Annotated in this window: 11 protein-coding genes; 8 read left to right on the top strand and 3 right to left on the bottom strand. The window is 58.3% G+C overall.

From position 1 onward, the window contains the following. Positions 1–126 precede the first annotated feature (126 nt). Together lpxH and CKW23_RS19760 are read right to left on the bottom strand one after the other, a co-directional pair. A complete protein-coding gene (gene lpxH / locus CKW23_RS19765) occupies positions 127–873 on the bottom strand; it encodes a UDP-2,3-diacylglucosamine diphosphatase (RefSeq protein WP_025259210.1) in 747 nt (248 codons plus the stop codon). Further along, positions 870–1,373: a peptidylprolyl isomerase gene (locus tag CKW23_RS19760; RefSeq protein ID WP_095068170.1), complete on the bottom strand. Its 504-nt coding sequence runs from the start codon at positions 1,371–1,373 to the stop codon at positions 870–872. The genes lpxH and CKW23_RS19760 overlap by 4 nt, the downstream gene beginning before the upstream one ends. A 208-nt stretch (positions 1,374–1,581) precedes the next feature. Between CKW23_RS19760 and CKW23_RS19755 the strand changes: the two genes are divergently transcribed. Both CKW23_RS19755 and cysS read left to right on the top strand, forming a co-directional pair. Beyond that, positions 1,582–3,276: a glutamine--tRNA ligase/YqeY domain fusion protein gene (locus CKW23_RS19755; protein ID WP_025259212.1), complete on the top strand. Its 1,695-nt coding sequence runs from the start codon at positions 1,582–1,584 to the stop codon at positions 3,274–3,276. 10 nt (positions 3,277–3,286) lie between these two features. Beyond that, on the top strand, positions 3,287–4,669 hold the full coding sequence (gene cysS, locus CKW23_RS19750) for a cysteine--tRNA ligase (protein WP_025259213.1): 1,383 nt from the start codon (positions 3,287–3,289) through the stop codon (positions 4,667–4,669). 90 nt (positions 4,670–4,759) lie between these two features. Here the strand turns inward: cysS and CKW23_RS19745 are convergent, their stop codons facing one another. Next, the gene (locus CKW23_RS19745; protein ID WP_025259214.1) at positions 4,760–6,613 is read right to left on the bottom strand and encodes a sigma-54-dependent Fis family transcriptional regulator; all 1,854 of its coding nucleotides are present in this window, start codon (positions 6,611–6,613) and stop codon (positions 4,760–4,762) included. A 299-nt stretch (positions 6,614–6,912) separates the two neighbouring features. On the opposite strand from CKW23_RS19745, the gene CKW23_RS19740 reads away from it, so the two are divergent. From CKW23_RS19740 to CKW23_RS19715, 6 genes are all read left to right on the top strand, one after another. Continuing rightward, the gene (locus CKW23_RS19740; RefSeq protein WP_025259215.1) at positions 6,913–8,007 is read left to right on the top strand and encodes an ABC transporter ATP-binding protein; all 1,095 of its coding nucleotides are present in this window, start codon (positions 6,913–6,915) and stop codon (positions 8,005–8,007) included. After that, complete coding sequence (locus CKW23_RS19735; RefSeq protein WP_025259216.1) at positions 8,007–9,116, top strand: ABC transporter ATP-binding protein; 1,110 nt, start codon at positions 8,007–8,009, stop codon at positions 9,114–9,116. The genes CKW23_RS19740 and CKW23_RS19735 overlap by 1 nt, the downstream gene beginning before the upstream one ends. Continuing rightward, positions 9,113–9,976, top strand: coding sequence for a carbohydrate ABC transporter permease (locus tag CKW23_RS19730; RefSeq protein ID WP_025259217.1), 864 nt, complete (start codon positions 9,113–9,115; stop codon positions 9,974–9,976). Before CKW23_RS19735 ends, CKW23_RS19730 begins: the two co-directional genes overlap by 4 nt. Positions 9,977–9,985: 9 nt before the next feature. After that, positions 9,986–10,786 carry a carbohydrate ABC transporter permease gene (locus CKW23_RS19725; RefSeq protein ID WP_025259218.1) on the top strand — a complete coding sequence of 267 codons (801 nt, stop codon included), beginning with the start codon at positions 9,986–9,988 and terminating at the stop codon, positions 10,784–10,786. Positions 10,787–10,797: 11 nt separating this feature from the next. Continuing rightward, positions 10,798–11,070: a DUF2160 domain-containing protein gene (locus tag CKW23_RS19720; RefSeq protein ID WP_025259219.1), complete on the top strand. Its 273-nt coding sequence runs from the start codon at positions 10,798–10,800 to the stop codon at positions 11,068–11,070. A gap of 74 nt (positions 11,071–11,144) precedes the next feature. After that, positions 11,145–12,917, top strand: coding sequence for an ABC transporter substrate-binding protein (locus tag CKW23_RS19715; RefSeq protein ID WP_025259220.1), 1,773 nt, complete (start codon positions 11,145–11,147; stop codon positions 12,915–12,917). Positions 12,918–12,923: the final 6 nt, after the last annotated feature.

Genomic DNA, 12,923 nt, shown 5'->3' with positions numbered 1-12,923 from the left:
TGGATAAGTCTGGGGGCAGTTCAGTCTATGGGAGCGACCTTGGTCGCGAAGAGGGTCTGGAGGGTGATGAGTTTCTTTCTCATTTCCCGGCCCCGTCGCGAGCAAGCTCCCTCCCACTGAGCAGATTCAGTTCAGCAGTGTCATCTGCTCAGGCGGGAAGTCGAAGGCGTTCAGGGAGAAGCCCTGTTCGTCCACCTGCAAGGCCCAGCCTTGACGGTCCCAGTCGCCCAACACGATGCGTTGTGCGGTCTGGTCGCCGATCTGCAACTTATGAATGGCCGGGCGATGGGTGTGTCCGTGAATCAGTGTGCGGACGCCATATTGCTCCATCACCTGGGGAATGAACTCGGGTGTGACATCGACGATGTCATTGGCTTTCATGCGGGTTTTCACACGGCTTTCATTGCGCAGCTTACGCGCCAGCTTGTGCCGGGTATTCAAAGGGAGATGCCGCAATATCCACAAGGTCAGCGGGTTGCGCAGGTAACGGCGCATCCGTATGTAGCCTTCGTCGCGTGTACACAGGCTGTCGCCGTGCATCAACAGTACCGGCTCACCGTTTAGCGCAACCACGCTCGGGTCGTTCAGGAAGGTGCAGCCAGCCGCCTTGCAGAACGCCTTGCCGATCATGAAATCCCGGTTGCCGTGCATCAGGAAAATCTGAGTGCCACTGTCGCTCAGTTCGCGCAGGGCCTGGCAGATCGAACTCTGGAACGGCGACATGGCGTCGTCGCCGACCCAGACCTCGAAGAAGTCCCCGAGGATATACAGCGCCTTGGCCTGGCGAGCCCGGCCAGAGAGTAGATCCAGAAACGCCCGGGTAATATCCGGGCGCTTTTCCTCAAGATGCAGGTCGGAGATCAGCAGTATCACTCAACGATCTCTGCTTTCTCGATGATGACGTCTTCGGACGGTACGTCCTGGTGGCCGGATTTGCTGGTGGTTGAAACGCCTTTGATCTTGTCGACCACTTCGCTGCCTTCGATCACTTCACCGAACACGGCATAGCCCCAGCCTTGAACGGTCGGTGCGCTGTGGTTCAGGAAGCTGTTGTCAGCCACGTTGATGAAGAACTGGGCGGATGCCGAATGCGGCTCCATGGTACGGGCCATGGCAACGCTGTACTTCTTGTTCAGCAGGCCGTTGTTGGCTTCGTTCTGAATGCTTGGGCGCTTGTCTTTCTTCTCTTTCATGCCCGGCTCGAAACCGCCGCCCTGGATCATGAAGTTAGGGATGACACGGTGAAAGATGGTGTTGCTGTAATGGCCAGCGTTAACGTATTCGATAAAGTTGGCAACGGTGAGCGGAGCCTTCTCTGCGTTCAGTTGCAGAACGATATCGCCGTGGTTGGTGGTCAATTTTACTTTGGACATGCTTACTCGCTCTCTTGGCATTCGTGAATGGGCGCGGTATTACCCTGACGTGCAGTTTACAGGGGTGGTTACATATTTCAGGTATTTTGCTGCTTTTATCACCCTCAAATGCGCACTCTGTTGTCAGGGGCTTGACAGCTTCGGCTATGATAAGCGCTTTGATTTAGTCGGCCTACCCTGGCCGCGCACTTGTATGTCCAAGGATCCTATGAGCAAGCCCACTCCAGAACCCGCTGCGAATTCAAAGGCAGGCCCTGTCGTCCCTACCAATTTCCTGCGTCCGATCGTGCAGGCAGACCTGGATTCAGGCAAGCACACCCAAATCGTGACCCGCTTTCCGCCGGAGCCCAACGGCTATCTGCATATTGGTCATGCCAAGTCGATCTGTGTGAACTTTGGTCTGGCCAATGAATTCGGTGGCGCGACGCATCTGCGTTTCGACGACACCAACCCGGCCAAGGAAGACCAGGAATACATCGACGCCATCATGAGTGACGTCAAGTGGCTGGGCTTCGAGTGGGCGGGCGAAGTGCGCTATGCCTCGCAGTATTTTGACCAGTTGCACGACTGGGCTGTAGAGCTGATCAAGTCGGGCAAGGCCTACGTCGACGACCTGACCCCCGAGCAGGCCCGCGAGTACCGTGGCAGCCTGACCGAGCCGGGCAAGAACAGCCCGTTCCGTGAGCGCAGCGTCGAGGAAAACCTGGACCTGTTCGCCCGCATGAAAGCCGGTGAGTTCGAGGACGGCGCCCGCGTACTGCGCGCCAAGATCGACATGGCTTCGCCGAACATGAACCTGCGCGACCCGATCCTGTACCGCATCCGTCATGCTCATCACCACCAGACTGGCGACAAGTGGTGCATCTACCCCAACTATGACTTCACCCACGGTCAGTCCGATGCCATCGAAGGCATTACCCATTCGATCTGCACGCTGGAATTCGAAGGCCACCGTCCGCTGTATGACTGGTTCCTGGACAACCTGCCGGTGCCGTGCAAGCCACGTCAGTACGAATTTTCGCGTCTGAACCTGAGCTACACCGTCACCAGCAAGCGCAAGCTCAAGCAACTGGTCGATGAAAAGCACGTCAGTGGCTGGGACGACCCGCGCATGTCCACCCTGTCGGGCTTCCGTCGTCGTGGCTACACGCCGGCGTCGATCCGCAATTTCTGCGAAATGGTCGGCACCAACCGTTCCGACGGCGTAGTGGACTTCGCGATGCTCGAATTCAGCATCCGTGACGATCTGGACCGCAACGCGCCACGCGCCATGTGCGTGCTGCGCCCGTTGAAAGTCGTGATCACCAACTATCCGGAAGGTCAGGTCGAGAAGCTTGAACTGCCACGTCACCCCAAGGAAGACCTGGGCGTGCGTGAGCTGCCATTCGCTCGCGAGATCTACATCGATCGCGACGATTACATGGAAGAGCCGCCAAAAGGCTACAAGCGCCTGGAGCCAGCCGGTGAAGTGCGCCTGCGCGGCAGCTATGTGATCCGTGCCGACGAAGCCATCAAGGATGCCGACGGTAATATCGTCGAGCTGCGTTGCTCCTACGACCCTGACACCCTGGGCAAGAACCCTGAAGGCCGCAAGGTCAAGGGCGTGATTCACTGGGTACCGGCGGACGCGAGCGTCGAGTGTGAAGTTCGCCTGTACGACCGCCTGTTCCGCTCCCCGACGCCGGACAAGGCTGAAGATGGCGCAACCTTCCTGGAAAACATCAATCCAGACTCCCTGCAAGTGCTGACCGGTTGTCGTGCTGAACCTTCATTGGGGCAAGCGCAACCGGAAGACCGTTTCCAGTTTGAACGCGAAGGTTATTTCTGCGCGGACATCAAGGACTCGAAACCAGGTCGTCCGGTATTCAACCGCACAGTGACATTGCGGGATTCCTGGAGCTGAGGTTAGGACAGTGCTTTCAATCTACAACACGCTCACCAAGAGCAAAGAAGTCTTCAAGCCGCTGGATGGCAACAAGGTGCGGATGTACGTCTGCGGGATGACCGTGTACGACTTCTGCCATCTTGGCCACGGGCGCAGCATGGTGGCTTTCGATCTGGTCACCCGCTGGTTGCGATTCAGCGGCTACGATCTGACCTATGTGCGCAACATCACCGATATCGATGACAAGATCATCAATCGTGCCCGTGACAACGGAGAATCGTTCGACGCGCTGACGGCGCGCATGATCGACGCCATGCACGAGGATGAAGCGCGTCTGAACATCCTCAAGCCGGACATGGAGCCGCGTGCCACCGATCATATCGACGGCATGCACGCCATGATCCAGACCTTGATCGACAAGGGGTATGCCTACGCTCCAGGCAATGGCGACGTTTATTACCGCGTCGGCAAGTTTCTGGGCTACGGCAAGCTGTCGCGCAAGAAGATCGAAGACCTGCGCATCGGTGCGCGTATCGAAGTTGACGAGTCCAAGGACGATCCGCTGGACTTCGTGCTCTGGAAAGGCGTCAAGCCGGGCGAGCCTAGCTGGGAATCGCCATGGGGACCTGGGCGTCCGGGCTGGCATATCGAATGCTCGGTAATGTCCACCTGCTGCCTGGGTGAGACGTTTGATATTCATGGTGGCGGCAGCGACCTGGAATTTCCGCACCATGAAAACGAAATCGCCCAGAGCGAGGCAGCGACTGGCAAGACTTACGCCAATGCCTGGATGCACTGCGGCATGATTCGCATCAATGGCGAGAAGATGTCGAAGTCCTTGAACAACTTCTTCACCATTCGCGACGTGCTGGATAAATACCATCCGGAAGTGGTGCGTTACCTGCTGGTATCGAGCCACTATCGCAGCGCGATCAACTACTCCGAAGACAGCCTGAAAGAGTCCAAGAGTGCGCTGGAGCGTTTCTATCACGCGCTCAAGGGCTTGCCGGTGGCTGAGCCTGCGGGTGGCGAGGCGTTCGTCGAGCGTTTCACTGCGGCCATGAACGACGACTTCGGTACGCCTGAAGCCTGCGCCGTGCTGTTCGAGATGGTGCGCGAGATCAACCGTCTTCGTGACAGCGATCAGGCCGCGGCGGCTGGTCTGGCGGCACGTCTCAAGCAACTGGCCAGTGTGCTGGGTGTGTTGCAGCTCGAAGCGGACGATTTCCTGCGCGCCGGTGCCGAAGGGCGTGTCGATGCGGCTGAAGTCGAAGCGCTGATCCAGGCGCGCCTGGATGCGCGCACTGCCAAGAACTGGGCCGAGTCCGACCGAATTCGCGACCAGCTCACCGCCATGGGCGTTGTGCTGGAAGACGGTAAAGGCGCAACGACCTGGCGTCTGGCTGACTGACCTGTTTGTTCTTTCGCGTGTTGCCGAATTCAGTTCGGTCTCTGTGGGAGGCAGCTTGCTGCCTCCCACATGATGAACTGCGATGCAAATTCACTGACGAACCTCCCGCAACCGCTTGTAAAGCGTATTGCGACTAACCCCCAACCGCTTGGCCAGCTGTGAAATATTGCCTCCGGCTGCCTGCAACAGGTGGTTCAGGTCTTCGGCACACGGAAAACTCCCCTTTAGCTGCAAGACCGCCACAGGCTCGTCTCTGTCCTCATCCAGCTGTGCATCCAGAAAGAAATCTTCCGGCAAATGTTCGAAGGTGATTTTCTGCTCGTCTGCCAACGCCAAGGCCACCTGAATCACGCTATTGAGCTGGCGAAGATTGCCTGGCCACGGATGATGCTCGAACAGGTCAAGCACCTCGCTGGAAAACCCTGCCTGCTGCTGAGGTTCGCGATGCCGCTCCCAGATGCGCTGCACCAGTGCCTGTTTGTCGGTGCGTTCGCGCAGTGGCGGCAACTCGATATTCAGCCCGCTGATCCGGTAATACAGGTCCTGACGGAAATGCCCTGTTTGTACCCGTTCGCGCAGGCTGTGGTTGGTGGCCGAGATCAGGCGGATATCTACCGGATACAGCTCGCTGCTGCCCAGTGGCTGGACACATCGTTCCTGCAACACTCGCAACAGACGCGCTTGCACTGCCATCGGCATGTCGCCGATTTCGTCGAGAAACAGTGTGCCTTTATCGGCCTTGCGGATCAGACCGATGCTGCCTTTCTGATGGGCGCCGGTGAAAGCCCCTTTGGTGTAACCAAACAGTTCCGACTCCACCAGTTCGGCCGGAATCGCCGCGCAGTTGACGGCAATCATGGGCTGGCTGGCGCGAGAGCTGGCCAGATGCAGGGCTTTGACGAACACTTCCTTGCCGACCCCGGTTTCGCCGTGGATCAGCAGCGGGATGTCTTTTTCCAGCAGCCGTTGAGCCTGGCGAACCGCTTTTTCGACTTTTGCATCGCCCAGATCAATGGCGTTCAGGTCGAGGGTTTGTTGTGGGGCGACCGGTTGCTCAGGCCGCACCGGCTGCAATAACTGGATCGGTTTGCGCCGTGGACGCTTGAGCAGGCACTGGAAGCGGTTATTGCCAAAGGCATGCAGCGCGAAAGGGCGTGCTTCGGTTTCGCCGAGCAGTTGCAGGATCGGGCATTTGAACAGGTCCTCGATACTGACGCCGGTCAGCCGCACGCCCAGCAGGTTGTCGGCCCGCCGATTGGCGCAGAGGATTGTGCCGCTTTCGTCGAAAATCAGCAGGCCCGCCCATTGGCTGTCCAGATTGTTCAGGCCGGTATTGAAGGTCAGCTGGAAATGGCTGTCGCGAAACTGGTCGAGAATCAGCCGGTTTTCCACCGACTGGCTCATCATCTTCACCATGCCCAGCGTGTGAGAGGGCGGCAGGAAGCTGTCGCTGGAGACGTCCAGTATCGCAATCATGCGCCGCTCGGCATCGAATATCGGTGATGCGGAGCCCGTCATAAAGCGATTGGCTTTGAGAAAGTGCTCGTCCGGCTCGATATGCACTGCCTGTTCGCAGGCCAGCGCCGTACCAATGGCGTTGGTCCCCGCGCCGCGCTCGCTCCAGCTTGCCCCGGCCATGAAACCCTGGGTCTGCGAAGCATCGATGAAGCGCTGGGTGCCCCATGACTTGAGCAACTGGCCGTGATTGTCGGCCAGCAGGATCAGACAGTTGGAGTTGCTGAGGATGTTTTCATAGACCGGCAGCACTTCCTGATGGGTGGTCTGCACCAGAGCGTTATGGCGTTCCAGCAGTTGTGAAACCTGCGCGCCCGGCAGCCCGCCGAACGAGGGGCGCGACTGATGACTGAGACCGAAGTCCCGACAGCGCGTCCATGAGTCCTGAATGATGATGTCGTGAGCAAGTGACGCACTGGAATTGGCCATGAACATGGATCCTGCGAGTGCCTTGTTGTTTTTGTTTTAGGTCTTGCATGGAGCGTCCGTGCCCGAAGCGTTCATCCAGTGTCGTTCACTGCTGTTCAAAGTCAATGTTCAATGTGTTCAGGTGTTCAGCTTTTTTTGTTCACTTTTGTTCAGCTCTGAAGGTGCGTTTCCGGTGTGATGAATGCCGGACGCTCTAACTCGGGCCTTTGAGGAAAATGCAGCGATCTGGCACGAATGTCGCTCTATGTAACCTGTATTGAGCTGCACCCCCGACAAGAAAAAATAACAAAGGGCACGCCATGTCACTTACGTTGGAACACGTCAGTCGCGCAGTCGATGGCCAGATATGGATCGACGACGCATCCCTGAGTTTTGAGCCCGGGTCCTTCAATGTGTTGCTGGGCCGCACGCTGTCCGGCAAGACCAGCCTGATGCGCCTGATGGCGGGTCTGGACAAGCCCGACACTGGCCGGGTGCTGATGAACGGGGTCGATGTCACCCAAAGGCCAGTACGCCAGCGTAATGTGTCGATGGTCTATCAGCAGTTCATCAATTACCCGAGCATGACCGTGTTCGAGAATATCGCTTCGCCATTGCGTCAGGCGGGCATGTCCAAAGAGGTTATCCAGAGCCGGGTGCTGGAAACCGCGAAGATGCTGCGCATCGAAAAATTCCTTCAGCGTCATCCTCTGGAGTTGTCCGGCGGACAACAGCAGCGCACGGCCATGGCCAGGGCGCTGGTCAAGGATGCCGAGCTGATCCTGTTCGATGAGCCGCTGGTCAACCTCGACTACAAGCTGCGAGAAGAGCTGCGTCAGGAAATGCGCGAGCTGTTCGCGGCCCGCCATACCATCGCCATCTATGCCACGACCGAGCCCAACGAGGCCCTGGCGCTGGGTGGCACGACCACCATTCTTCACGAAGGGCGGGTGGTGCAGACCGGCAAGGCGGCCGAGGTCTATCAGAGGCCGAGTACCGTGCTGGCGGCCGAACTGTTCTCCGAGCCGCCCATCAACCTGATGCCCGGCCGCATCGAAGGTAATGAAGTCAGTTTCGCCAATTTCGTGCATTTCCCCCTCAATGCCGACCTGCGCAGGATCGGTGACGGTGAATACCGTTTTGGGGTGCGGCCCAGCCACTTGAGCCTGGTGCCGTCCAACGATGACGACCTGGAGCTGGCGGTGACGGTCGAGCTGGCGGAAATCAGCGGTTCCGAAACCTTTCTGCATGTGCGCAACGAGCTGTTTGCCCTGGTGCTGCATTTGCCCGGCGTGCATGGCTATGACGTCGATGCCGCAATCCGGGTCTATATCCCGACCCATAAACTCTTTGTATTCGATCAGATGGGGCTCCTGATTCAGGCGCCCGGTCTGCGCATGGCGAGGGTTGCCTGATGGCCGAGATCCGTTTGCAGAACCTGGCCCACAGTTACAGCGCCAATCCGGGGCCGGACGATTACGCCATCCGGGAAATGACCCATATCTGGGAGCAGGGCGGCGCTTATGCGCTGCTCGGGCCTTCCGGGTGCGGCAAGTCGACCTTGCTTAATATCATTTCCGGCCTGCTGAGCCCCTCCCAGGGGCAGGTGCTGTTCGACTCCAAAGAGGTCAATGACCTGAGCCCCGAGCGCCGCAACATCGCTCAGGTTTTCCAGTTCCCCGTGGTCTACGACACCATGACCGTGTTCGATAACCTGGCCTTTCCGCTGCGCAATCAGGGGCTGGACGAGAAGCGGGTGCAGGCCAAGGTGCAGGAAATCGCAGAAGTCCTGGATTTGCAGCTTTTGCTGAAAAAGAAGGCGCGCAACCTGACGGCTGACGAAAAGCAGAAGGTTTCAATGGGGCGCGGGCTGGTTCGCGATGACGTCTCGGCCATCCTGTTCGATGAGCCGCTGACGGTGATCGACCCGCACCTGAAGTGGAAGCTGCGCCGCAAGCTCAAGCAGATTCACGAGCAGTTCAATATCACCATGGTCTACGTCACCCACGATCAACTGGAGGCCTCGACCTTCGCCGACAAGATCGCGGTGATGTACGGCGGGCAGATCGTGCAGTTCGGTACGCCGCGTGAGCTGTTCGAGAAGCCACGACACACCTTTGTCGGCTACTTCATCGGCAGTCCGGGCATGAACCTGATCGAGGTCCGGCCGCAGGGCGACGGTGTGGTGTTTGGCGATGTGCAGGTGCCGCTCTCCGGCCCCTTGCAGCAGTTGATTGCCCGCACGCCTTTTACCAGCCTGAAGATCGGCATTCGCCCGGAGTTCATTCATGTCTGGGATGGGCCTTACGAAGAGGCGATGTGTGCTGAGGTTGTACATGTGGCGGACCTTGGCACCTACAAGATCGTGACCCTTTCCCTGGCCGGGCAAACCCTGAAGGTGCGCCTGCCTGAAGACAAGCCTGTGCCACAAGGCCAGGCCTGGATCAGTTTCCCGGCGCAATGGCTGATGCTGTATGCCGATGATTTCTTGCTTGAGTCCGGTCCTGAGCGGGGTGCGCCATGAACAAGGTCCATAACAACAAGGCCTGGTGGCTGGTGTTGCCGGTTTTCCTGCTGGTGGCCTTCAGTGCCATCGTGCCGATGATGACCGTGGTCAATTACTCGGTGCAGGACATTTTCGATCAGACCAACCGCTATTTCGTGGGGGCTGACTGGTATCGCCAGGTTCTGCAGGACCCGCGCCTGCATGATTCGCTGCTGCGTCAGTTCATTTATTCGGGCTGTGTGCTGCTGATCGAAATCCCCTTGGGTATTGCCATCGCCCTGACCATGCCCACCAAGGGGCGCTGGTCGACGCTGTGCCTGATCGTGATGACCATACCGTTGCTGATTCCCTGGAACGTGGTGGGCACCATCTGGCAGATCTTCGGCCGTGCCGATATCGGTCTGCTGGGCTGGAGCCTCAATCAGATGGGCATCAGCTACAACTATGCCGCCAACACCATGGATGCCTGGGTGACGGTGCTGGTCATGGACGTCTGGCACTGGACGTCACTGGTCGCGCTGCTGTGTTACTCGGGGCTGCGAGCGATCCCTGATGTGTACTACCAGGCGGCGCGAATCGATCGGGCATCGAGCTGGGCCGTGTTCCGGCATATCCAGTTGCCGAAAATGAAGAGTGTGCTGCTGATCGCGGTGATGCTGCGCTTCATGGACAGCTTCATGATCTATACCGAGCCGTTTGTCCTCACCGGCGGCGGGCCGGGCAATGCCACGACCTTCCTGAGCCAGACCCTGACGCAAATGGCTATCGGCCAGTTCGACCTTGGCCCGGCTGCAGCGTTCTCGCTGGTGTACTTCCTGATCATCCTGCTGGTTTCGTGGCTGTTCTATACCGCCATGACCCATAGCGACAAGAACTGAGGATCGGCCATGAATGCACGCAAGGCTGTGCCGTTATTGATTTACATACTGTTCCTGCTGGTGCCGATCTACTGGCTGCTGAACATGTCGTTCAAGAGCAACACCGAGATTCTCGGTGGCCTGACGCTCTGGCCGCAGGATTTCACCCTGGCCAATTACCGGGTGATCTTCACCGACCCCAGTTGGTACAACGGTTATCTCAACTCGCTGTATTACGTGTGCCTGAACACGGTCATTTCCCTCGCTGTGGCATTGCCAGCGGCTTATGCGTTCTCGCGCTACCGGTTCCTGGGCGACAAGCATCTTTTCTTCTGGCTGCTGACCAATCGCATGGCACCACCGGCGGTGTTCTTGCTGCCGTTCTTCCAGCTCTATTCCTCGATCGGCCTGTTCGACACCCACATTGCCGTGGCGCTGGCGCATTGCCTCTTCAACGTACCGCTGGCGGTGTGGATTCTGGAAGGCTTCATGTCGGGCGTCCCCAAGGAAATCGACGAGACGGCTTATATCGACGGCTATAGTTTTCCTCGCTTCTTCGTGAAGATCTTCGTGCCGCTGATTGGCTCCGGCATCGGCGTGACGGCGTTCTTCTGCTTCATGTTTTCCTGGGTAGAGCTGCTGCTGGCGCGCACCCTGACGTCGGTCAACGCCAAGCCCATCGCGGCAGTCATGACGCGAACCGTATCGGCTTCGGGTATCGATTGGGGTGTGCTGGCGGCGGCAGGTGTATTGACCATTCTGCCGGGCATGCTGGTGATCTGGTTTGTTCGCAATCACGTGGTCAAGGGCTTTGCCCTGGGCCGGGTCTGAGGAGTCGAGATATGGAGTGGATGGCCTGGACTTCACTGACGGCGGGTTTCTTCGGCTCTATCGCTATGCTGCTGGTGGGCATGACGGTGTGGGAGCTGAGTTCGCCCTGTGTCGAGCGGCGCGGTTTTCTGCCGATCGAGACCAGCCGTGGTGATCGTTTGTTTATCGGACTGCTGGCAAGTGCCTACCTGCATTTGTTGGTCATCGGCGTGACGGACTGGAGTATCTGGGTCGCCTCGCTGTTATCGCTGGTGTGGTTGTTTGTCGTAATGCGTTGGGGGTAGCCGAGCAACTGTTCGTGCCGGGACTGTCCGGGAGGCGGCAACGTGCCCTGGGTAATAATCATCTGGAGGTGTCTATGTTCTACAAAAACAACAAGCTGAGACATAGCGTGGCGCTGGCTTCGATGCTGGCATGCAGTGGATTAAGCATTACGGCGTGGGCGGATGCCTATGAGGATGCCGCGAAAAAATGGATCGGCTCCGAATTCAAGCCTTCGACCCTGACCCCCGAGCAGCAGTTGGCCGAGCTGGAATGGTTCATCAAGGCCGCTGAACCGTTTCGCGGTATGGAAATCAAGGTGGTGTCGGAAACCCTGACTACCCACGAATACGAATCCAAGACCCTGGCCAAGGCGTTTACCGAAATCACCGGGATCAAACTCACCCATGATCTGGTGCAGGAAGGGGATGTGATCGAGAAGATCCAGACCCAGATGCAGTCGGACAAGAACATCTATGACGGCTGGGTCAACGATTCGGACCTGATCGGCACCCACTTCCGCTACGGGAAGGCGCAATCGCTGACCGAACTGATGGCCAGCGATGCCGGCAAAAAGGTGACTTCTCCGACCCTGGACCTGAAAGACTTTATCGGCCTGTCTTTCACGACTGCGCCGGACGGCAAGGTCTATCAATTGCCTGACCAGCAGTTCGCGAACCTTTACTGGTTCCGTGCCGACTGGTTCGAGCGTGCGGACCTGAAAGCGAAGTTCAAGGCCAAGTACGGCTATGAGCTGGGCGTGCCGGTCAACTGGTCGGCCTACGAGGACATTGCCAAGTTCTTCAGCGAAGACGTCAAGGAAATCGACGGCAAACGCATTTATGGCCATATGGACTACGGCAAGAAAGACCCGTCCCTGGGCTGGCGTTTCACCGATGCCTGGTTCTCCATGGCCGGTGGCGGCGACAAGGGCTTGCCCAACGGTTTGCCGGTGGACGAGTGGGGGATTCGCGTAGAAAACTGCCGTCCGGTGGGCTCCAGTATCACTCGCGGTGGCGACACCAACGGTCCGGCTGCGGTGTTCGCGACTCAGAAATACATCGACTGGCTCAAGGCCTATGCACCACCGGAAGCGGCAGGCATGACGTTCTCCGAGTCTGGCCCGGTGCCTTCTCAGGGTAACGTCGCGCAACAGATCTTCTGGTATACCGCCTTTACAGCAGACATGACCAAACCCGGCTTGCCGGTGATGAATGCCGATGGCACGCCCAAGTGGCGCATGGCTCCTTCACCTAAAGGTCCATACTGGAAAGACGGTATGAAGCTGGGTTACCAGGATGTGGGATCGTGGACTTTCCTGTATTCGACGCCTGAAAAACAGCGGCTGGCAGCCTGGCTGTACGCGCAGTTCGTGACCTCGAAAACCGTTTCCCTGAAGAAAACCATCGTGGGCCTGACGCCGATTCGCGAGTCGGACATCAACTCCAGGGAAATGACCGAGCTGGCGCCCAAGCTGGGTGGTCTGGTGGAGTTCTATCGCAGCCCGGCCCGTGTGCAATGGTCGCCAACCGGCACCAACGTCCCTGATTATCCGAAGCTGGCGCAACTGTGGTGGAGTCACGTAGCGGAAGCGGTCACCGGCGAGAAAACCGCGCAGCAGGCGCTGGATGGTCTGGCCAAGGATCAGGATTCGATCCTGATGCGTCTTGAACGCTCCAAGGCTCAGGAGAAGAGTGGTTGTGCGCCGAAGCTGAATCCGGAAACCACGGCTGAAGAATGGTACAAGAAGGGCGAGGCGTCCCCGGATGGCTGGGCTGCTCCGCAGCGCAAACTGGCCAACGAGAAGCCGAAAGGCGAAACAGTGTCTTACTCCGAGCTGCTCAAGAGCTGGGAGGCGGCACGCAAGTAATCGGTG

The sequence above is a fragment of the Pseudomonas sp. Irchel 3A18 genome (assembly GCF_900187465.1).
GTDB lineage: Bacteria > Pseudomonadota > Gammaproteobacteria > Pseudomonadales > Pseudomonadaceae > Aquipseudomonas > Aquipseudomonas cichorii.
The sequence above is the reverse complement of the archived record's forward strand: the minus strand, read 5'-3'. Positions and strand labels throughout refer to the sequence as shown.

Excerpts from the sequence above, each read along its gene's own strand:
- CKW23_RS19760 (WP_095068170.1), bottom strand. The coding sequence starts at position 1,373 with ATGTCCAAAGTAAAATTGACCACCAACCACGGCGATATCGTTCTGCAA.
- CKW23_RS19755 (WP_025259212.1), top strand. The coding sequence starts at position 1,582 with ATGAGCAAGCCCACTCCAGAACCCGCTGCGAATTCAAAGGCAGGCCCT.
- CKW23_RS19745 (WP_025259214.1), bottom strand. The coding sequence starts at position 6,613 with ATGGCCAATTCCAGTGCGTCACTTGCTCACGACATCATCATTCAGGAC.
- CKW23_RS19740 (WP_025259215.1), top strand. The coding sequence starts at position 6,913 with ATGTCACTTACGTTGGAACACGTCAGTCGCGCAGTCGATGGCCAGATA.
- CKW23_RS19735 (WP_025259216.1), top strand. The coding sequence starts at position 8,007 with ATGGCCGAGATCCGTTTGCAGAACCTGGCCCACAGTTACAGCGCCAAT.
- CKW23_RS19730 (WP_025259217.1), top strand. The coding sequence starts at position 9,113 with ATGAACAAGGTCCATAACAACAAGGCCTGGTGGCTGGTGTTGCCGGTT.
- CKW23_RS19725 (WP_025259218.1), top strand. The coding sequence starts at position 9,986 with ATGAATGCACGCAAGGCTGTGCCGTTATTGATTTACATACTGTTCCTG.
- CKW23_RS19720 (WP_025259219.1), top strand. The coding sequence starts at position 10,798 with ATGGAGTGGATGGCCTGGACTTCACTGACGGCGGGTTTCTTCGGCTCT.
- CKW23_RS19715 (WP_025259220.1), top strand. The coding sequence starts at position 11,145 with ATGTTCTACAAAAACAACAAGCTGAGACATAGCGTGGCGCTGGCTTCG.